The organism is Shewanella sp. ECSMB14101 (genome assembly GCF_000773485.1).
Classification (GTDB): Bacteria; Pseudomonadota; Gammaproteobacteria; order Enterobacterales; family Shewanellaceae; genus Shewanella; species Shewanella marisflavi.
Window position 1 is genome coordinate 515094 of the sequence record NZ_JSFF01000001.1, and the last position, 21875, is coordinate 536968.

General features: G+C 46.8%; 19 protein-coding genes. 17 read left to right on the forward strand and 2 right to left on the reverse strand.

Going from position 1 to position 21875, the window contains the following annotated elements; all coding sequences use genetic code 11:
* Positions 1-106 precede the first annotated feature (106 nt).
* The 10 genes from NY07_RS02235 (at position 107) to NY07_RS02280 (ending at position 13750) form a co-directional block, all read left to right on the forward strand.
* Entirely contained in the window at positions 107-2473 is a 2367-nt protein-coding gene (locus NY07_RS02235) for a DNA polymerase II (RefSeq protein ID WP_033537688.1), read from the forward strand.
* A 233-nt stretch (positions 2474-2706) separates the two neighbouring features.
* Positions 2707-3921 carry a porin gene (locus NY07_RS02240; RefSeq protein ID WP_033537689.1) on the forward strand — a complete coding sequence of 405 codons (1215 nt, stop codon included), beginning with the start codon at positions 2707-2709 and terminating at the stop codon, positions 3919-3921.
* Between the two features lie 685 nt (positions 3922-4606).
* Positions 4607-7222, forward strand: a complete 2616-nt coding sequence (locus NY07_RS02245; protein WP_033537690.1) for a TonB-dependent receptor — start codon at positions 4607-4609, stop codon at positions 7220-7222.
* A gap of 112 nt (positions 7223-7334) precedes the next feature.
* The gene (locus tag NY07_RS02250) at positions 7335-8294 is read left to right on the forward strand and encodes a class I SAM-dependent methyltransferase (protein ID WP_033537787.1); all 960 of its coding nucleotides are present in this window, start codon (positions 7335-7337) and stop codon (positions 8292-8294) included.
* A 503-nt stretch (positions 8295-8797) separates the two neighbouring features.
* Positions 8798-9580, forward strand: coding sequence for a DUF3450 domain-containing protein (locus NY07_RS02255; protein ID WP_033537691.1), 783 nt, complete (start codon positions 8798-8800; stop codon positions 9578-9580).
* Positions 9580-10935: a MotA/TolQ/ExbB proton channel family protein gene (locus NY07_RS02260; protein WP_033537692.1), complete on the forward strand. Its 1356-nt coding sequence runs from the start codon at positions 9580-9582 to the stop codon at positions 10933-10935. Before NY07_RS02255 ends, NY07_RS02260 begins: the two co-directional genes overlap by 1 nt.
* The gene (locus tag NY07_RS02265; protein WP_081953751.1) at positions 10935-11462 is read left to right on the forward strand and encodes a MotA/TolQ/ExbB proton channel family protein; all 528 of its coding nucleotides are present in this window, start codon (positions 10935-10937) and stop codon (positions 11460-11462) included. Before NY07_RS02260 ends, NY07_RS02265 begins: the two co-directional genes overlap by 1 nt.
* Before the next feature lie 14 nt (positions 11463-11476).
* Positions 11477-11881 carry an ExbD/TolR family protein gene (locus NY07_RS02270; protein ID WP_033537693.1) on the forward strand — a complete coding sequence of 135 codons (405 nt, stop codon included), beginning with the start codon at positions 11477-11479 and terminating at the stop codon, positions 11879-11881.
* 1 nt (position 11882) lies between these two features.
* The gene (locus NY07_RS02275) at positions 11883-12500 is read left to right on the forward strand and encodes an energy transducer TonB (protein ID WP_033537694.1); all 618 of its coding nucleotides are present in this window, start codon (positions 11883-11885) and stop codon (positions 12498-12500) included.
* Positions 12501-12502: 2 nt separating this feature from the next.
* The gene (locus NY07_RS02280; protein ID WP_033537695.1) at positions 12503-13750 is read left to right on the forward strand and encodes a tetratricopeptide repeat protein; all 1248 of its coding nucleotides are present in this window, start codon (positions 12503-12505) and stop codon (positions 13748-13750) included.
* 60 nt (positions 13751-13810) lie between these two features.
* Here the strand turns inward: NY07_RS02280 and NY07_RS02285 are convergent, their stop codons facing one another.
* On the reverse strand, positions 13811-14320 hold the full coding sequence (locus NY07_RS02285) for a diguanylate cyclase domain-containing protein (protein ID WP_033537696.1): 510 nt from the start codon (positions 14318-14320) through the stop codon (positions 13811-13813).
* Positions 14321-14399: 79 nt separating this feature from the next.
* Here NY07_RS02285 and NY07_RS02290 point away from each other — a divergent pair, with 79 nt between their 5' ends.
* From NY07_RS02290 to NY07_RS02315, 6 genes are all read left to right on the forward strand, one after another.
* On the forward strand, positions 14400-16241 hold the full coding sequence (locus NY07_RS02290; protein WP_033537697.1) for a DUF885 domain-containing protein: 1842 nt from the start codon (positions 14400-14402) through the stop codon (positions 16239-16241).
* Between the two features lie 91 nt (positions 16242-16332).
* A complete protein-coding gene (locus NY07_RS02295) occupies positions 16333-16611 on the forward strand; it encodes a peptidylprolyl isomerase (protein WP_011866267.1) in 279 nt (92 codons plus the stop codon).
* A gap of 13 nt (positions 16612-16624) precedes the next feature.
* A complete protein-coding gene (locus NY07_RS02300; protein ID WP_033537698.1) occupies positions 16625-17170 on the forward strand; it encodes a GNAT family N-acetyltransferase in 546 nt (181 codons plus the stop codon).
* A 49-nt stretch (positions 17171-17219) separates the two neighbouring features.
* Positions 17220-17450: an RNA-binding S4 domain-containing protein gene (locus tag NY07_RS02305; protein WP_033537699.1), complete on the forward strand. Its 231-nt coding sequence runs from the start codon at positions 17220-17222 to the stop codon at positions 17448-17450.
* Between the two features lie 19 nt (positions 17451-17469).
* On the forward strand, positions 17470-17856 hold the full coding sequence (locus NY07_RS02310) for a ribonuclease E inhibitor RraB (protein WP_033537700.1): 387 nt from the start codon (positions 17470-17472) through the stop codon (positions 17854-17856).
* 92 nt (positions 17857-17948) lie between these two features.
* Complete coding sequence (locus NY07_RS02315; protein WP_033537701.1) at positions 17949-19922, forward strand: NERD domain-containing protein kinase family protein; 1974 nt, start codon at positions 17949-17951, stop codon at positions 19920-19922.
* A gap of 33 nt (positions 19923-19955) precedes the next feature.
* On the opposite strand, the gene gcvA is transcribed toward NY07_RS02315, so the two are convergent.
* Positions 19956-20855, reverse strand: coding sequence for a transcriptional regulator GcvA (gene gcvA, locus NY07_RS02320; protein WP_033537702.1), 900 nt, complete (start codon positions 20853-20855; stop codon positions 19956-19958).
* 111 nt (positions 20856-20966) lie between these two features.
* On the opposite strand from gcvA, the gene NY07_RS02325 reads away from it, so the two are divergent.
* Positions 20967-21731 carry a TSUP family transporter gene (locus NY07_RS02325; protein ID WP_033537703.1) on the forward strand — a complete coding sequence of 255 codons (765 nt, stop codon included), beginning with the start codon at positions 20967-20969 and terminating at the stop codon, positions 21729-21731.
* Positions 21732-21875 lie beyond the last annotated feature (144 nt).

Here is a 21875-nt window from a genome sequence, read left to right on the forward strand (position 1 = left end):
CATAATAACAGTGATTACATAGCCTAAGAAGCATTGATGTGATGATTTGGCGACTTATTTACAGTTACCTAATCTAAAGATATGAAATAAATGGAAATAGTTTAATTTGCGCGACGCTAATTCGCTGCTTGTCAGCATAAAAGGACGAATACTCACTCGTCATCATTTTGCTAACGAGCTGCATTATTATCTTAGAACTCCTCAAGGTCCTGTGCGGGTCATCGTTCCCCATGGTGAGCGTATCTGCTTTTGCCGCACACAAGATCTCGCAGCGCTTGGCACAGCGCTGCAAGATACTGGGGTAAGGCAAGAATCGCTGGTATTGAAAACTTTCGATGATGAGCCAGTAAGTGCGCTTTATTTTTCCTCTAACCAAAGTTTCCGACACCTGAGTCGCACCGCGACGGATAAAGGCGTGGCGTTGTTCGAATCTGAACTGCGCGCCGAGCAGCGTTATTTGATTGAACGTTATATCGCCCTCGATGTGGAATTTGTGGGCCAATGGCAAGCAACAGAGCAGGGGATACCGACACTGTTGGCTGACAGGGGGCGGCGAAGTGATGCCAAGGTTTCCATGTCAGTCGTCTCCTTAGATTTTGAATGCTCTGTGGAGGGGCAACTATATAGCGTCGGCTTATTTGGTCAGTCGGCCAGTGGAGAGCGTTTTCAACAAGTCATCATGGTGGGCGAGGCGGGACAAGCCGAAGCTGACTATCTCGAGATGGTTGAGGATGAGCGCGCGCTAATTTTGCGCCTGCTGCAATGGTTTAAAGAGCAGGATCCCGACATCATCATTGGCTGGGCGGTAGTGACCTTTGACCTTGCACTTCTCTATCGCCGGGCAAAATTGCTTGGGATAGATCTCACCCTGGGACGTTGCGGCGCGCGCTTATCCTGGCGAGTCGAAAATAAATTTAGGCCGGAAACCTTGGTGCTGCCAGGGCGTGTGGTGCTCGATGGTATCGATTGGTTAAAAGCCGCATTTTATCAATTTGATAGCTTTAGCCTGGAGAACGTAGCACGTGAGCTGCTGGGGGAAGGTAAAGCGATTCACAACGTCAGTCAGCGCGCCGAGGAGATCACCAGTCTGTTCCTTCACGATAAAGTGGCGCTGGCACATTACAATATTACCGATTGTCGCCTTGTGTGGGACATCTTTGAAAAAACCTCTCTGTTAGCCTTTGCGTTAGAGCGCTCACGCCTGACCGGACTGGAGCTTGGGCGGGTGGGTGCATCGGTTGCAGCCTTTAATAACCTTTATTTACCCCATCTCCATCGAGCCGGTTATGTGGCGCCAAGCGCGCCGGCAAGTGATGGCATTGAGAGTCCGGGTGGCTATGTGATGGACTCAAAACCCGGCCTTTACCAACACATATTGGTATTGGACTTTAAGAGCCTTTACCCATCAATTATTAGAACCTTTTTAATCGACCCCAAAGGCTTGATTGAAGGGCTTAAACAAGGTCAAGACACAGTTCCTGGCTTTCTTGGGGCCGAGTTTAGTCGTCGGGAGCCCATCTTACCTGAGCTGATCGCCAGCTTGTCGGCGAAACGGGAGTTAGCCAAACAAGAGGCGAATGGGCCCTTGTCTCAAGCGATTAAGATCATCATGAACTCTCTTTACGGGGTGCTTGGGTCTCGCGGATGTGTGTTTCATGATGCCAGACTGGCAAGCTCGATCACCTTGCGTGGTCACGAGATCATGAAACAGACAAAGCAATGGATTGAAGAGCAGGGGTTAACGGTTATCTATGGCGATACGGATTCAACTTTTGTGCATCTGGCTGAGCCTGAAAAAGTGGGCGATATTGACGCCTTTGCCCGCAAGCTGGTTGATAGCATTAACCAGAAGTGGCGAGTCAAGTTAAAGCAAGAATATCAATTAGAATGTTATTTAGAACTCGAATATGAGCGCCATTTTGAGCAGTTTTTCATGCCAACGTTGCGGGGCTCAACCTTAGGGTCTAAGAAGCGTTACGTGGGCGCCTATCGAACATCGGAGCAAGAGCTTAAGTTAGTCTTTAAGGGCATGGAGCAGGTCAGGAGTGACTGGAGTCCATTAGCGCGTGAAATTCAGGCTGAGATTTACTATCGACTGTTTGCCAAACTGGATGTGGTGGCGTATCTCAAACGGATCATTAGCGAGTTACAGCAAGGGATGTTGGATGACAAACTCATTTTCTCAAAACGTTTGCGTAGGGATATTGTCGACTATACTGCTAAATCATCACCTCATGTGAAGGCCGCGACAATATGGTGCGAGCGTAGTGGGGAAAAGGAGCACGGCAAGCGTGGCGCTAAGATCAGTTATCTGATGACACAGAATGGCGCTGAACCCGTGCAGTATCGTGTCGGAAAAATCGATTATCAGTACTATTTGGATAAACAAATAGCACCTATTTCTGATCCTATACTTTCAATTTTAAACACTAGTTTCAATAATCTTGTGGACAAGCAAATGACGTTAATTTAGTTGTTTTCACGTTGAGTAGATAGTGTGTACTTGTTAACAATTAGTATGAAGTCTGAGTTTTCTGAATTTTTTTAGTTAATTTGGTGAAAAAAGGCACGGTTATTGTGATTTTCATCTTTGAGGGGGTGCTGATCTTTTGCTAATCTTGAACTGAAATTGGAACGAAATAAAACAACGGAATGTAGCAAAAAATAAAGCAAACTGAACATAACAAACAAGGTTAGATTAACAAGATGAAGAAGAGTGTAATAGCAACAGCGCTAGCGGCAGTCATTTTTGTTCCCGCTGCATCCGCTATCGAGATCTATAAAGACGATAAAAATGCTGTAGAAATTGGTGGTTTTGTTGATGCCCGTGTTATTAACACTCATGGTTCAACCGAAGTGGTAAACGGTGCATCACGGATTAATTTCGGCTTTACGCGTGAGATGAGCGATGGCTGGAAAGCATTTACTAAGTTGGAGTGGGGTGTTAACCCATTCGGTAACAGTGAAATCGTTTACAGTAGTGAAAGTAACTTCGAATCAAAGAGCGGTGACTTTCTTAATAACCGCCTAGGCTATGTTGGTATTGCCCATGACCTATATGGTAGTTTGACTATCGGTAAGCAATGGGGTGCATGGTATGACGTGGTCTACAACACAAACTATGGTTTTGTGTGGGATGGTAACGCTGCTGGTGTATACACCTACAACAAGGCTGATGGTGCGATAAACGGCGTAGGTCGTGGTGATAAAACGGTTCAATACCGTAACGCTTTTGGCGACTTCAGCTTTGCGGTACAAGCTCAGCTAAAACACGATACCTTCTACACCTGTGAGGCAGATCCAAATCCAGCGTTGTCGACTGATTGTAAAGAGCGTTGGGATGACCCTGCTGTTTTGGATTCAGAAGAAGTTAAGTACAACTATACCTATGGTGCATCGGCGACTTACCAAGTTACCGACAAGTTTGCTGTTACAGCGGGTCTTAACCGTGGTGAATTTGATGTGACCTTCAGAAAGACAGCCGAGCAGATCACCGCTATAGACGTGATCTACGGTTTAGGTCTGACCTGGGGTAATTGGGATGGCGATGGTTTTTACGGCGCCGCTAACTTTAACAAAAACGAAAACCATGACACTGATAACCTTGGTCGTTTGATTAAAGATTCTTACGGTGTGGAAACCCTGTTTTCTTACAAGTTTGACAATGGCCTACGTCCCTTTGTTTCTTACAACGTATTAGATGCGGGTAAAGACTACATCATTCAACCGAATAACGTTGATCCTAACTCATCTTTCAAGCGTCAGTTCGTGGTGGCCGGTTTGCATTATGTGTGGGATGCCAACACAGTACTTTACATCGAAGGCCGTAAGGACTTCAGTGAATTTGAAGGTGCTGATGCCGAAGCGCAAGCTAAGTTTGAAGAAGATGGCGTAGCCATTGGTATTCGTTACACCTTATAATCAACAAATAGATCTTTTTCTGTTTAAAGAAGCGCCCTTTGGGGCGCTTTTTTGTGTCTGTAAAACAGTGGCGTATTAATTGAGTCGATTAAGCCGACCCTATGTTCTCTGTCTGTTCTCTCGATGTTTGTAACATCTTGTTCTATTTCAATATGCTTTTGCCGAATTCAACAGGCGAAAGGCTTAGATTTCTACCCTTGTATCGCTTATTTTGTAATCAATTCTTTACGAGTCCACCAGAGTCTAGCTTGATATTGCTACTTACCTATAGGTTTTTATCAAGTTGTTACCATCTTCGTTTTGTTACATTTGCATATAGATAAATTATCTTAATCGTTAATTAAGCGACCCATTAAATTAGCTTGGGCAGATTAAAGCTAATGAAGTGAGATGTAGTTAAGCTGTTGTTTGATATTGTTTATTTAGGCGTTCCGCATTGCTGTGCTAATTAAGGGATAGCGAAACCAAGCAAAGGGATCTGGCTAACAAAGATCATCCCAATTGTGATAAGCGTCTACAAAATGAGCGAACGCAAATTAATTCTGTGAAAATAGTGATGCGATTGTTGATTAAATGTTTCACATGTGGTTCTATTTGTTGGCGAATGTGCACAAGTGTAACGATTGGTGTTTATTTGTGTTTACTTTCACAAAAAAATAAAAAATAAAGTCCAGGGAGAAACAACATGTATAAGAACAGCTTATTAGCTAATTCGGTGCGTTTTGCGCTAGTTAGCGGTGCAGCTATGACTGCTTTTACTGCTCCAGCAGTATTCGCGGCAGACGAGGAAGCTGCGGATAAAGTTGAACGTATTGAAGTTACTGGTTCACGCATTAAGCGTAGTGATCTTGAGGGTGCTTCACCTGTAACAACGATCACTGCAGAAGATATGAAAGTTGAAGGTAACTTTACGGTAGCCGATGCGCTACGTAACAGTAACTTAAACTCTTTTGGTTCATTCTCTGAGCGTTCAGGTAGTTCTGCTCAGTCTCAAGCAACTATCGATCTTCGTGGTGCCGGTTCAAGCCGTACACTGGTTCTGATCGACGGTAAGCGTTTCCCAGGTTCACCAACACTGGGTGGTGCATCAGCTAACTTGAACGCCATTCCTATGGCGGCAGTTGAGCGTATCGAAATTCTGACCGATGGTGCTTCTTCTACTTACGGTTCTGACGCGATTGCTGGTGTTGTTAACATCATCATGAAGAAGAACTTCCAAGGTATTGAGTTCAATGTAGGTGGCGGTTCACGTGAGCGTGATGGCGGCCTGACAAGTAAAGAATTCTCTGTGGTCGCTGGTTATGAAATGGATAAGGGTAACATTACCTTTGCATTCGACCACCAAGACCGTAAAGGTATCTCTGATGCAGACCGTGAGTTCACTGCACCATGGATGAAAGATCTAGATGGCGACGGTGTTATTCAGGCATACAACGAGACTGACGGCTGGTCATACTACGGTGCTACAGTACTTTCTCCTGATTTTTCTGAAGCACAAGCTTCTTTATTGTGTGATGACCTTATTGCCCAGTATGGCGAAAATGTATTCAAGCGTGTTGCTGCTGATGCGGATTGGAGCGAAGGTTCTGAGTACTGTATGTATGCATACGGTAACGTTTCATTCAACAAGGCTTCTGTAGACCGTAACACCGTTTATGTAGACGCTAACTATGAGTTGGGTGAAGATGTTGAGTGGTTCGGCCGCATCATGTTTACTCAAAACAACTCATTTGGCCGTTATGCGCCGCCAGCAGCACCGTGGACTAACATGACTGCTGATAACCCACATAACCCATATGGTGAAGACGGTGCATACGGTCTATACCGCTGGGTTGGTATCGGTACCCGTGATGGTCGAGTAGATGACTATAACCAAGATTACCTAACAGGTCTTCGTGGTTCTATCAGCTCATGGAATGATGCAACGTGGGAATTCTACTACCACTACAACAAGGCCGATAACAAGTCTATCGGTGAATACTACTTAAGCTATTCAGGTCTTGCTTACAACGAAGCTAACGGAATCGATCTAGGTTCTGAAGCCGGTGTAAACAACATGAAAGCGACTACTCTGACTCAGGATAAGGCGACTTTCCATCAGTATAATGCTGGTATCGGATTTGACGCTGGTGAACTGCCAGGTGGTGCTGCAGCTCATTACTTCGGTCTTGAGTACTTCGAACAAGATTACGCTTCTATCTATGACGCTCAGTCAGAAGCTGGTCTAATCGGTGGTAGTGCTGGTAACTCAGCTGGTGGCGACCGTCAAGTATGGGCAGCTTTCTATGAAGCAGCGCTACCAATCATCGATTCTGTTGAGTTGAACCTTGCAGCTCGCTACGATGATTACAGCGACTTCGGTGACAACCTTGCACCTAAAGCGTCTATTCGCTGGCAAGCTCTGGACAACTTAGTTGTTCGTGCTTCTTACTCTGAAGCTTTCCGCGCACCAGCGCTTGATCAGCTTTATGCTGCGACAACCTTCAGTGCTGATACTGGTACCGATTACCCATTCTGTGAATCGAATGGCATCTCTGAGGCAGACTGTTCTAGCCGTCAGTACGACACTTATATTCGTGCTAACAAGGACCTAGGTCCTGAGACTTCTGAATACCTCAACTTTGGTGTTGCGTGGGACGTCGTTGATAACTTCGGTATCAAGGTTGACTACTTCGACCTGAACATCGATAACGTGATCAGCCGTCGTTCAATCACTAACGTGATGGAAGGTATTGCTGACGGTACGCTTAACCCAACTGAAACCTTCTACGTGGTGCGTGCGCCAGGTCAGGGTGGCAAGCTTGGTGCGGCTCGCGAAATCGGTACTGGTTATGGTAACGGCGACAAGCTACAGATCAAAGGTTTGGACGTAGCGTTCAATGGTAACTTTGAAACTAGCTTCGGTGACTGGGGTATCAACTGGAACAACAGCTTTGTATTCGATTACATTGTTGAAGTTCAAGGTGGTGAATCAGCTGAAGATACAGCTGGCTGGAACGGTCAACCTGATTACAAGTCAGTATTCACAACTTCATATACCAATGGCGATCACCGTGTATCATGGAACATGAACTACACTGCATCTACCTATGAAGATAAAGATTCTGGTAAGTTAGATTCTTGGTTAATCCATAACCTAAGCTACACTTACAACGCAGGTGCTTACGGTGCAATTATGCTGACTGTTAATAACCTGACTGATGAAGATCCAGTACTGTCTTCTGCTGGTAAGTATGAGAACCCTGATCTTTACAACAACTACGGTCGTGAATACCGTGCTAGCTACACTCTTAAGTTCTAAGAGTTAGTTAATAGTTGTAGTATAAATACTTGATAAAAAGGCCCTTAATAGGGCCTTTTTTTATGGTATTAATAAAGCCAATAAAGATAACAATATGAAAAGGGCAAGCATTATGAGCCAACATTGGGATGAATACTGGCAACAGGGGCACTTAACCTCATTCGGCGCCAGCTTTAGCGGAAACTATTCAGGCGTGCTTGAAACTATATGGCATCAGGATTTTAAATGTTTGCCTGATGATTTTAAGGTACTAGATCTAGCGACGGGCAATGGGGCACTGCCGCTTTTACTAAATCAGTTTTTTGCTGATACGCAGAAACCTGGAGAGGTAATAGGTGTTGATCTTGCCAAAATTAATACTGATCTTGCCAAGCTAGATATCAATAACAATATCGATGTTTCCTTGGTTTCTCATGTTGATTGTGCTTCATTGCCCTATGCTAATAATCATTTTGACCAAGTGATCTCTCAGTTTGGCTTGGAATATTCAGACTTAACACTCTCTATACCGGAAGCAATTCGTGTTTTGAAACCAGAGGGAGCTTTGAGCCTGGTTACCCATCATAGCCGCTCTTTGGTGATAAATCGTAACCGACGAATTCTAACTTTAATCAGTCGCGATGAAACCCAGCGTGTATTTGCCACAATGGAGGCCTTAGTTGCACAAATGGGCACTTTAATCGATGCGGAGGATTTGAGAAAAGTTAAGCAAGACCCTGAATGTGAGCGTCTACGGCATGAGCTAAATCAACACATATCGGCTCTTGTTCAGTTTGATGAAGACGCATTGAAAGATAGTGAACTGTTAGCCTATGTTGCGACACTTTTTCAGCAGGGGCTTTTTTGGTCTCTGGAGCAAAAGACGACATACCTTAATTTCGCCAAAACCCAAATTGTAACGTTAAAGGAGAGGTTGTCAGAATTGATAGCCGCTTCACTCGATGAATCCGCCTTGGCGAGTCTATTGGCTAGGCTCAATGAATATGGCGCTGTGCTCTATAGCCTAAGTCAAATAGCGAATGAGGACGGGCAGATTTTAGGATGGAAGATTGTTATAAACAAAACTGTCTAGCAGGGGAGGGGGCTAAACCGATCATATGTGTACATCATGTTTCGAATGTCTCCCACGGCAACGCCGGAGCAACATAATTGCATTTACATGCTTTTCCCTAGGCAACTTGGTTATCACTTTGTTAATTAATCTTTTGTTTATTGTTAATGCGGATAGTCCTTTAAATTCATGTGTTTAGTGCCTTGCGCCTGTTTAAACTCCTGGGGGCTTGTTTAATTTGTAAATATTGACTTGTTTGAAAAAACACCTCTTGTATTAATTTCGCCTCGTAAGAGCTTTTTCTGCTAGTTTTAGCCGTTTCCAAATGTTGACACAGGTCAACATTTTGTGAAATGATGCCTGCGGGTCTACACCTCACCCGGTGTAGAAAAGGGAAGATAATAACTAACAATCACAAGAGAAATGCACACTTATGGTGGCGGAATTCATGCAAATATAAGCAGAAAACCCGTGTTACCAATAAGTTAAACCTTTTATTTTTCACTTCAAATTGGTTGGGAACTATGTCCAAGGTAAGCAATAGAACTAAAATCGCTACAGCGCTCATTGGCGCGCTGGCCTTAGCAGGCAGTAACTTAGTGGTTGCCGATCCACTTTCTGACGTTCAGAAAGCGGATTCTAAAATTCATACAGATGCAGCAGCATCTCAGAAGAAAGTCGATAAGTATTACGATCAAGCGCAAGATATGGCGTTTGAATATGGCCAAGTTGCAGACACTCGTGAGTCAACTAAGTCATACAATGATTACGTGGCTGGTTTGGTTGCAGACCAAGAAGCCACAATGAAACTGATTCAAGAAGATATCAACGGTGTTGATAAGCTACGTCAAGGTGTTGTGCCTTTGATGTTCAAGATGGTTGATGCCCTTGAGCAGTTCGTTGCACTGGATCTGCCGTTTAATAAGGAAGCTCGTGAAGCACGTATTCAGCGTCTTCGTGAGACCCTTGATACCGCTAACGTCACTTTGGCTGAAAAGTACCGTTTGATTCTTGATGCTTATAACATCGAGCGCGAATACGGTTCTAAGCTGAACGTTGAAACCGGTAAGCTACAACTAGACGGTAAAGAGATCTTGGTTGATTTCATCAACTTCGGTCGCGTTGCCTACTACGCACAAAGCCTAGATCAAAAGTCTGCTTGGATGTTCAATCCAGAGACGAAAGCATGGGACAAGCTAGAAGATAGCTACCTACGTAACATTACTAAAGCAATTCGCCAGGCTCGTGGCCAGGGTGCTCCAGATATGTTCGCGTTACCAATCCCAGCTGCGGAGGCTGCACAATAATGAAAAAGTTAATCTCTACAGCAATCGTTGCTGCAAGTCTATCTTTAACAGCTGGTATGGTGAGCGCTGCTGACGCGCCAAAGAGCATCGACCAGCTACTTAAGCAAGTTCAAACTGAACGTGCTAACGCTGCTCAAGTTAACAAGAAGCGTGAAGCTGAGTTCCAGGCAGAGCGTGGCGACAAAGCTGCACTACTTAAGCGTGAAAAGGCTGCACTAGCAGCTGAAGAACAGCGCGGTAAAGATCTGTCACAAGCATTTGCCGATAACGAGCGTAAAATTGCTCAGTTAGAAGAAGACCGTAAGATTGCTCAAGGCGACTTGGGTGAAATGTTCGGTGTGGTTAAAGGTGAAGCCGGTGATTTCGCTGGTAAGCTTGTTGCGTCAAACGTTAGTGCACAGTACCCAGGTCGTGATGCGTTCATCGCTGAACTTGGTGCTCGTAAAGAGCTGCCAAAAATCGAAGAACTCGAAAAGTTCTGGGAAGAGCAGCTATTTGAAATGGCTGAATCTGGTAAGGTTGTTACCTTTGATGCTGCGGTAACGGGTATCGATGGTAACGTTCACACCACTAAGGTAACTCGTGTTGGTGCTTATAACCTACTAGCCGATGGTCAGTATGTTGTTTACAACGCTGACCTAGGTCTTATCCAGCAGCTTTCACAGCAGCCTGGTGGCGAGCAAGTAGCAAGCGTTAAAGCTTTCGAAGGCCAAACTTCTGGCGTTCACAAACTGTTCGTTGACCCTGCACGTGGTGTACTGCTAAACGTATTCACTCAGAAAGCAACTATCGAAGAGCGTATTGAAGCCGGTGGTACTATCGGTTACATCATTATCGGTCTACTGGTACTAGGTGCCCTGATCTCTATCGAACGTCTGGTGACTCTGTATGTTGTTGGCGCTAAAGTTAACGCTCAGCGTAAGAACATCGATAACCCAGGTAATAACCCTCTTGGTCGCGTGTTGAAAGCTTACCACGACAACAAAGATGTTGACGTTGAAACGCTTGAACTGAAACTTGACGAAGCGATTCTAAAAGAAACGCCTGCACTTGAGACTCGTATCTCAATCATCAAGGTTCTGGCTGCTATCGCACCTATGATGGGTCTACTGGGTACGGTAACCGGTATGATTGCAACCTTCCAAAGCATCCAGCTATTCGGTACTGGTGATCCTAAGCTAATGGCTGGTGGTATCTCTATGGCACTGATGACAACCGTACAAGGTCTGGTTGCTGCACTTCCACTAATGCTAATGCACGCTATCGTGATTGCACGTAGTAAGTCAGTTGTTCAAGTACTTGAAGAGCAAAGTGCGGGTATCGTTGCCGAGCACGCTGAGAAGAGGAACGCCTAATGATGCTATACCTGATGGACATCTGGGATTCCGTCAGGGGCTTCATGGCCTCCGGAGGCGACGTCCTCTGGTTGGTTGCGGCAGTGCTATTTCTAATGTGGGTGTTAATGCTTGAGCGCTATTGGTATCTCAATTTGATTGCGCCAAAAGAGCACAAGAACATTATCACCGCATGGGACAATCGAGAGGATTCTACCTCTTGGCATGCACACCGTATCCGTGAAGCTTGGGTATCCCAAGCGAAACAAGATATGAATGCTCGTATGCTGATTATCAAAACCTTAGTAGCCATCTGTCCAATGATCGGTCTACTAGGTACCGTAACCGGTATGATACAGGTATTCGATGTGATGGCAGTTCATGGTACGAGTAACGCTCGTATGATGGCAGCTGGTATTTCAATGGCGACAATGCCCACAATGGCGGGAATGGTCGCAGCACTATCGGGTGTATTCTTTAGCACACGTTTAGATGCAAAAATGAAAATCAGTTTAGAAAAGCTCAAAGATAGCTTGCCACACCACTAGAGAGAGTATTGAACATGGCACGTAAAAAGCATTCAAGTATAGAAGAAGAAGCGCAAATTGATATGACGCCGATGCTCGACATCGTGTTTATCATGTTGATCTTCTTTATCGTAACGACGTCGTTCATTAAGCCATCTGGTCTTGACTACAACAAGCCAGAAGCTTCTCAAGCGACAACTAAGAAGTCTGCAAACATCTTTATTGGTGTCAGCAAGACAGGCGTGATTAAGATGGAAAACCGTCAGGTTGACATCGAGCGTGTGACAGCAAACGTTGAGCGTATGCTGGCTGAAGCACCAGAAGCGGCTGTACTGATCGAAGCAGATAAAGAAGCTGAACACGGCATTGTTGTAAAGGTTATGGACAATGTGAAGAAAGCGGGTATCGATAAAATATCGGTTTCAGCGGGGAAAGACTAATATGCTGAGAGGAATAGTATCATTATTAGTTGGTGGTGCTGTTACTTTTGCCCTGTTTGTTTTCATGGCCTTCTTGGTCGGTGGCGGCGCTAAACGCGCCGACACCAAAACTGATTCTCCAGTTATCGAGATCAGTATGGATAAACAGGATACGAAAGTGCAGGACAAGCCTAGGGTAAAACCTAAGCCACCTACACCGCCTGAGCAGCCACCTTTACCAGATACGCCACCGCCAGATAGCTCATCTGACATTGATACCAACATGGCTTTCAACATGTCTGGTGTAGTTGCTGGCTCAGCGAGTACCGGCTTTAAGCTGGGCAACATGATGACCCGTGACGGTGATGCGACACCTATCGTACGTATCGAACCACAGTATCCAATTGCTGCGGCACGTGACGGTAAGGAAGGCTGGGTACAACTTAGCTTTACCATCAACGAACTTGGTGGTGTAGAAGATGTGCAGGTGATCGACGCCGATCCAAAGCGTATTTTCGATAGAGAAGCTAAGCGCGCACTGAAAAAGTGGAAATACAAGCCTAAGATTGTTGACGGTAAAGCCCTTAAGCAACCTGGCATGACTGTTCAATTGGACTTTAAACTAGATGGAGGCAAATAGAGATGCAAAAAGTTAATACGCTTGCAGCAGCACTATTGTTTGCTATCGGTGGAAGTCTAACAATGGCGCCAGTCGCAAACGCCGCTGAGAAGTGCCCGATTGAGAAGCGCCAGTCTAAGGCCGTAGGCCAAAGCTCGGCAAAGAAAGTCCAAAAGTCTTTCGAAGCTTATCAAGAAGGTAACATTGACGAAGCGATTGCTGTTCTGCTTGAAGCCAGTCCTCGTGATGATTTTGATAAGGCCTATATTGCCCGTATGTTGGGTAACTTCTATGCCGAAAAGAATCAGATGGGTACAGCGATCAAGTATTTGAAGCAAGCTGTAGACGCTGACATTCTTGGTGGTACAGACCATGGTGCTACCCTGCGTTTGTACGCTGACCTGTTGATTCAGGAAAAGAAGTTTAAAGAATCTATCCCTTACTACTATGAGTGGATGAAGTTTACCTGTAAGGAAGATGCACAAGTGTATCGCCGTATTGGTATCGCTTACTCTGAACTCAAAGAGTGGGACAAGGTTCTTGGCGTTGTTGATAAAGGTCTGGCCATCAGTACTAAGCCCGATAAAGGCTTGTACCAGATGAAGCTAACCGCTTACTTCAACAAGAAAGATTATAAAAATGCGATTAAAGTACTCGAAACTATGGTTCCCTTGTTCCAACAAGATGGCCGCCTTTGGGTGCAGTTAGCGCAGTTTTATTTGATGACTGAATCTTATGAAAAGTCACTAGCAACTTATCACTTAGCTTATATGAATGGATTTTTAGAGACTGCGGCTAATATTACACGCCTGTCTCAACTGCTGGCACAAAACGGTTCACCGTATCGTGCAGCGAAAATCTATGAAAAGCATATGAAGAGTGGCCTAATCAAGGAAGATGAGAAAACCTTGTCTATCCTGGGTGGCTTCTATCACAATGCGAAAGAGCTAAAAGAAGCGGCTGAATACTATGGTAAAGCTGCTGACGTTAATAACGACGGCAAACTTTATCTTAAGCAAGCAAGACTTTTGACGCTTCGCGAACAACATAAGGCTGCTATTCCAGTGCTGAAGAAAGCACTTGCAGCAGGTGGCGTGAGCGAGGGTGAAGTTGAGTTTGAATTGGCACTGGCTTATCTCGGCACTAAGCAGTACAAGGCAGCGTATAACGCTTGCTTAAAGGCTGCTAAGGATGAGAAGACTAAGCGCACAGCTAATAGCTATCTTGCTTATATCAAGGAAAAAGCACGTATCTATAACGTTGCACTTTAATCCTGGTTGTTATGACATAAAAAGCCCCGCGAGGGGCTTTTTTTATGTCATTTAATCTAGTTAGTTGAGACAGCGCATCGCCGTATGATGCTCCTTTTGCCCCTCGAGGGTATGAGTCAACGAGCGCACATCTTCAAACAAATTTTCGATGTTGAGACCGTCCTCAGGCTGGCAAAGGCAGGCAGCCAATTCATAGTCGATACGGTAGTTGTGTTTACGTTGAAAATCCTGGTTAAAGGCCATGATTTTCTGCTCGATGCGGCCGATAACGATTTCGGTTCCTTCTCTGTCTATGTTGAACAACCCCAAGGCAAAGTTATCCTGATTTAGCCTTGCAACCAGATCCGTGGTCCTTAATATCGCTTCTTGAACCTGTTTCATGAATAATTCAAGCAAATGAGGTTGCTTTACTGTTTCATGAATGTGTGGGCAAAGATACAATAGTGCCAGCGTCTGGCGTTCTCGCATATGGCGGTGCCACTCACGATTGAACACCTCCATAAAGTAGGTTTGATTGTAGACGCCAGTTTCAGGATCTCTGAATCCAGAATTACTAAATGAGTAAATCATTAACTCGCTCCTCAGATACACCTAAGGTAAGTATAGAAAACAACGTACACTTGCACAGAATATGAAGGATATAACTCGAATGAATAAAACGCTTCTCGCATTGACGATATCAGCTTTAGTAGCCATGGCTGGCTGCTCAGACAAGGACACTAGTGCAAGTCAAACGACAAAGGGCTCGCCGGCAGCAGAGAAAGTCTCTGCCACACAGACTCAGAGCGCTGAGCAGGTTTACCTTGAATTAGTCGATCGTTATTTTGACGATCTACTCAAGCTCGAACCTATGTACGCTACCTTTGTCGGTGTTAATGATTATAACGATCAGTTTGGTGGCAGTCTGACTGAAGAGTATTTAAAGGCACGTCATGACTTCAACAGTCGCTATTTGAAGGAAGTTAAGGCGATAGATCGAAATGCCTTACCTGAGGCGCTACAGCTTAGCTATGACATGTTTGCCTATGATAGAAACATGGCTCTAGTGTCTGAAACTTTCCCGGCTTATTTTATGCCGATGAACCAATTCTATAGCACAGTGATCACCATGGTGCAGTTGGGTAGTGGGGAGAGTGCCCAACCTTTCAACACGGTTAAAGATTACGAAAACTGGTTGTCGCGTTTGAGCGGCTTCATTCAATGGACCAAGTTGGCACAGTCGCGCATGGATGAGGGGATCGCCAGTAAGGTTGTGCTGCCAAGGGTTTTGGTTGAGCGCATTATTCCTCAGCTGGAGGCCCAGCTGGTCGAAAAGCCAAGTGAAAGTCTCTTCTATGCACCAATTACCAAGTTGCCGGCAAGTTTTAGTGAGCAAGAAAAAGCGCAGCTCACCCAGCAATATAGTGACTTAATCAGTAAAGAGCTGCTCCCAGCACTTACGTCACTTAAACAATACTTCCAAGACACTTACCTACCAGTTGCCAGAGCCAGTGACGGTTGGTGGGGATTGCCAAACGGTAAGGTTTGGTATCAGCATCTCGCCAATTCTCATACTACCACCAGTATGTCGGTGGATGAGATACATCAGATTGGCCTCGATGAGGTGGCGCGCATCTTGAGTGAGATGGACAAGGTGAGAGCTCAGGTAGGTTTTGAAGGCGATCTCACGGCATTCTTTGATTCGCTATCATCAGAGCCTCAGTATTTCTTTAGCGACCGTCAGGGGTTGATTGACGGATATGGTGTGCTGAAAGATAAGATTAACGCCGAATTGCCACAGTATTTTAATGTCATGCCAAAAGCCGACTATGTGGTTAAGCCGGTTGAGAGTTTCCGTGAGCAGTCTGCGGCAGGTGCTTCTTATCAAGCGCCTGCGGTAGATGGCTCTCGTCCTGGTGTATTCTACATCAACACCTTTAACCTTAAGGCGCAGCCCAAGTGGGGCATGACGACCCTGTCTTTGCACGAGGCGGCGCCAGGACACCATTTCCAGATCGCCATCAAGCAGGAGTTGACCGGCGTTCCTCAGTTCCAACGCTTTAGTGGATATACTGCCTTCGAAGAGGGATGGGCCCTTTACGCCGAGTATCTGGGGATTGAGATGGGATTGTTTGAAGACCCGTACCAATATTTCGGCAAGCTGTCCGATGAGATGCTGCGCGCAATGCGTCTCGTGGTCGATACCGGACTACATGCTAAAGGCTGGAGCCGCGAGCAGGCAATCCAGTATATGAAGGATAACTCGCCGATGGCCGAGAGCGACATTATCGCCGAAGTGGAGCGCTATATGGCGATCCCCGGACAAGCTCTGTCATACAAGGTGGGTCAGCTGAAGATATTGGCACTGCGCGCCGAAGCGGAAAAAGCTTTGGGGGACAAGTTCGATCTTAAAGGTTTCCATGACCAGATCTTGACCTCGGGCTCGCTGCCGATGGCGGTAATGGAGCAAAAAATCCACCGTTGGATCAAAGCCCAAGGCGCTAAGGCATAATCTGAGAGGAATGCCTTTTTAAACCCAGCAAATGTTTTATACTTGCTGGGTTTTATTTTATTCATTTTTAGGGAAATTAGAGGAGTGCCACATGGTACAAGCAACAGCACGTCATTTATTAGTCAGCAGTGAAGAAGAGTGTGCACAGATCAAACAGCAGATCTTAGATGGCGCCGATTTCGGCGAAATGGCTAAGGCACATTCATCATGTCCATCAGGCGCTCAGGGCGGCGATCTGGGCTCATTCGGTCCAGGCATGATGGTACGTGAGTTCGACGAAGTGGTCTTCAGCGCACCATTAAATGAAGTGCAAGGCCCGGTTAAGACTCAGTTTGGTTATCATCTGCTCGAAGTGACCAGTCGCGGTTAATTAAGGCGAGTTGATGCTTGAGTTATATACAGACAACTTAAGGATCCGCTCGCTCACACCTGATGACTGGCAAGACTTCTTGTCGGTTCATCAGGATGAGCAGCAAAATCGCCATGTCAGAGCGCCGCAAAGCGAACCCGTTATACGGGATAAGTTTGCCGAGCGGCTTATGCCATGGAGATACGAGTCTGGTGCCTGGTTAACCTTAGTGATCGAAGAGATTGCCACAGGCGAGTTCATCGGCTTTACCGGCTTTTATACTGTTGATGTTAGCCTTGGGCAGGTCGAAGTGGGCTATATGTTAAGCCGCAATGGGCAAGGACGGGGTTACGCAACCGAAAGCCTTAAGGCCGTGATCGATTGGGCTTGCCTGCAATATGAAGTGCATAAGTTCATTGCCTTATGTTCTAACGATAATCTCGCCTCGGTGCGGGTGCTGGAAAAGTGTGGTTTTGTGCATGAAGGCACCCTAAGACATAATTTTCGCCTTAACCATGTCTGGGTAGATGATTGCTACTTTGGGCTATTGGCCAGTGAGCGTGGTGATAGCCCGCACTAGCCCCGAGGTGGTATACTCGCCCGGTTCAAATTAAACAAAGGTAGTTAGTGTGACCACAGAATCTCAAACCCTGGCGTTGTTGCCAGGAGAAACCTTTATCGAACTTTATAAAGTGTTAAAGGTTCAGTCTATGACCTCTGGTGGCGGCGAAGCCAAGGTGGTGATCAGCGAAGGCTTAGTCACTGTTGACGGTGAGGTTGAAACCCGTAAACGTAAGAAGGTGATTGCCGGACAGGTGGTCAGCTATAACGGCGAAAGTGTCACCATAGTCGCTGAGTAATCAAAGAGGGAGTCATATTATGCAGTATCCAGATGATGACAACGGCAAGATGTTAGCGGCTATGGCCGATGCTGGCATAGATTTAACCAAAGCCTTGGACGTAGACTTTTTCTTGGTCTTCGAAGATCAGCGTGATGCGGAATCTGCCGTTGAAGAGTTGGCAAAGTCAGATCTTGAGGGCGAGTTAGAGTTGCACCTTAACGATGAGCTGGGTAAGTGGGAGCTGATCGTATGCATTAACATGGTGCCAGAGTATCAGGCGATCGTTGATCAAGAGTTTGAACTCAATGAGTTTGCTGCCGAATTTGGCGGCGCGACCGACGGTTGGGGCGTGATGCAGCACCAAGAAGGTGATGATGAGTTTGCCGATCATGACCATGAATGCGGTGATGACTGTCAGCACTAATGACCAAAAATTCGAGAAGCCACTATTTTTAGTGGCTTTTTTATGCTTTAAATTTGTCTCATAAAACAAAAATGCCTAAGTAGGGAGAGCCCATGGCAAAACAGATCAGTTTCGGTACGCCGGTTAATGACGCCGAGCGCTGGGCATTTGGCATGTTGGCAGATGAGTTGCCAGAAAATTATATCTTGCTTACCAACGTAGAGATCCCCACTAAGTCAGGCAAGGCAATGGAGGTCGATGCCCTGGTGATTGGCGAATGGGGCGTATATGTCGTCGACGTCAAAGGTTATATTGGCAGGCTGGATGCTGGGCTGCACGCCTGGTCTCTCGATGGTCGACAGGTAGACAACAGCCTTGCCAAGGCCAACTATGTGGCGCGGGTGCTGGCGGGTAACGTCAAGCATAAGATCCCGGTTGGTGTTTATGCCCCTTGGTGTCAGGGAATGGTCTTTGTGACTGGGCGGAAGGGCGAAGAGATAGAACTGGAGAAGCAACAGGGTTCCCTGAGCATCTATACACCGAGTCAGATAGTGGCTGCGCTAACCAAGGAATGGGGACTCACGGCGCCGCGTAAACATCAGGTGACCGACGAGCAAAAGCAGATGGTGTTAGAGACCATAGGTCAGGTGGCCTTGGTGGAGCAGCGCAACAATAAGATCCAAGATTTCATTAAGCTTAAGTGCCTGTTCATTCAAAGTGGTCTCGAGGTATGGCAGGCCGAATACAATCCAGGGGGCTGGACCGCGCCATGGCTGCTTAAGGTGTTGGTTCCGACACAGTTTGACAATAGCGATGAATCGCTCAGCTATGAGATGCGGCTACGTGATGAGTTTAAGCGCTTACAAACCTTGGCCGGTTGTAGTGGTGTGCCTCAGTGTGCGCCGCTGATTCAAGATGGCGAGCAATTAGTCCTGCCCATCAGAATGCCACGCGGTGTTCCCCTTGACGTACTTGAACATGAGCAGCTGACTACTTATCAGCTCTTGGAGATTTTGCGACGTGCCGTGTCAGGGCTGCAACAGATCCATCGCCGTGGTATCACGGTTGGCGGTTGGAGCAGCAACTGTATCTTTATCTCGGATCTGGGGGATGTGGAGTTTATCGACATCAAGGATAACCTGAATACCAGTGAAGATATTTATGCTTTTGCTAAGTGTTTCCTGACGCTGGCCGAGCAAACACGTCAGCCGAGGGTCTACCAGTGGTTCAGGCTGGCGGCGAGCGGCGCGATGACAGATCTGGATATGATACGCTGCGATATTGCGGCGCTGATCGACAATGGGGTGTGTGACACCTTACCCCAGCGGATCACCATCGCCAGTGGCGCCATCATAGATCACCACTACCAGTTAGAGCAGTTTATAGCGGCCACTGAACACAGCCAGTTCTGGCGCGCACGGCATCTGCAGGGCAGTTATCCGTGTGGCATCTCTATCTATGCCAAGGTGGAGACTAATTGGTCGATGCTCAGCAGCCTCTACCGTAGTTTATCTAAGCTTTATCATCCTCATGTGGAGAAGGTGCTTAATTTCGGCCAGTTACCTCAGAGTGATGAGCTGTTTATCAGCCGCGCCTGGGAACAGGGGGCGTCCCTTGACGAACTGACCGAGATTCAACTGGGCCAGCCACCGACCTGGTTCACTCAGCTGTTGTCCGCGCTGCAGTATCTGCATCAGATGGATATTTATCATGGGGCGATCTGCCCGAAAAATATCATCTGCAATGATGATCGGGCCGTGTTGGTGAATTTCGGTATCGGGCTGGATATTGCCACCAGTCATTATGCGAGTCGATATGCCGATCCTCAGTTGTGGGCGGCAGAAGGAGACGCCGAGAAAGATCTCTATGGGCTTGTGGCGAGTTTTATCGCCACCCTGACGCCCGAGACGTTGCAGGGAGACGGTGGTCAGGCGGGTATTATCAAGGCACTGCACGCGTTCGACAGAGAGTGGTTTGGCGAGAAAACCTTCGATACCTGCCTTAAGGTGTTAAATTTTGAGTTGGATATCACCCCGGGTTGTAACTATCTAGAAGCGTTCGATGTGACCGACCTCCTGAAGAACTAAGCCTTTGTTTAGGCGCAAGTTGATGCCTTGCGCCTAACTGCTCCCATGGCGATAGGGAGCAAAGATCTCCAGTAGCCAGTCGATAAAGGCTTGCGCCTTAAGGGGGCGCTCGTTGGCCTTGGGCGTCAGCACATAATAGGCATAGGGGCTGATAAATGATGTCGATAAGGGGATCACTAGGCTGCCTTCGGCCAACTCCTTTTCGATAAAGAAGCGCGGGATCAAGGCCAGTCCCATTCCGCTCACCGCGGCCTGGCTCAGCATATAGAAGTGCTCCATGCCGAGCATCTTGTCTGTGGTCAGGTTCAAGCCCACCTCGTCGGCCCATAAGGCCCATAGTCCTGGTCGCGTAGTGTGCTTGAGCAGTGTCATCTGGTTAATATCTTCAAGGCTGTGTATCTGTTTGGCCAGCTGTGGGGAGCACACCAGACAAAGATCTTCATCCATGAGTTTTAGTACATGACAATGGCGTGGCCGCGCAGTGGCGCTGCGGATCGCTACATCATATTTATCTCGAGTAAAGTCAACCTGGAAGTCACCGATGGAGAGATCCACATAGAGGTGAGGATGGCGGGCCTTAAACTCCTCTAGCCTTGGGATCAACCAGTTAATAGTGAGGCTGGGTAATACATTGATTGAAAGCGCCTGCGCAAGGACAGGCTGTGAGATCAATTCCTGAGTGGATTGACTGATACTCTGTAGGGCACTGCTAATGTGCCGTAGGTAGCGCTCCCCTTCAGGGGTGAGACACAAGTGTTTGTGCTGGCGCTGAAACAGGCTGACATTAAGGTAAGTTTCTAGGCTTTTTATCTGTTTACTGATAGCGCCATGGGTGACGAAGAGTTCCTCACCGGCACGGGTAAAGCTTAAATGTCTGGCCGCCGCTTCGAAAGCCCGTAGTGCATTGAGGGGAGGTAGTGTTAATGGTGTCATTGTTTATCTGTGAGTTTATTTCATGCACTGTTGAGGATAACTCCTTTGCCAAACGCTTGCAAAGGGCGTTTAATAGCCGCCAATTCATTTTACATTTGACCCAGAATTGTTATGTCTCTCGAGCTCAGTTACGAAATCTTAGCCCTGCTGTTTGCCGTGGCGGCCCTTGCGGGTTTTATCGATGCCATTGCCGGTGGTGGCGGGTTGATCACTATCCCGGCACTCATGTGGGCTGGTTTGCCGCCCACGGCGGCGTTGGCGACCAATAAATTGCAGGCCTGTGGCGGCAGCTTTTTTGCCAGTTTTTATTTTGTGCGTAAGGGGATGGTGAATCTCGGGCAGATGAAGCTGGCGATTGCCTGCGCCTTTGTGGGCTCAGCGTTAGGCACCATTGCTGTGCAGTTGATTGATACCAGTGTGCTCAAGCTGTTGCTGCCTTTCTTGATCCTGGCCATTGGCAGTTACTTTCTTTTTTCTAAGAAAATCAGCGAAGAGGATAAGCAGCAAGTACTGACGCCTACGGTATTTGGATTTACGGCAGCGCTTGGGGTGGGGTTTTATGATGGTTTTTTCGGGCCGGGGACGGGCAGTTTCTTTGCCTTGGCCTTTGTGTCGCTGTCGGGATACGGGCTGGCAAAGGCTACGGCTCATGCCAAGGTGCTGAACTTCTCAACCAATATAGCCTCATTGATCTTCTTTGCCTTGGGCGGCAAGGTGCTCTGGTTGCTGGGTGGCATCATGTTGCTAGGGCAGGCCATAGGGGCGACCTTAGGCTCGCGTATGGTGCTGACTAAGGGCAGTAAGATCATTCGTCCTCTGGTGGTGACCATGTCGATAGCCATGAGTGCCAAGCTGCTGATGGAGCAATATTTCTGATCCACTGTTAGATGGACTGTCACTGACCCTGACCCTATCAAGAACCCTTTAGCTTGCCTGGCTCTGTATTTCGTCTGACTTTTGTGTAGAATGGCCGAGGATTTGATTTAATCATATTGCATTTCAGTAATATGCATAGCCAGG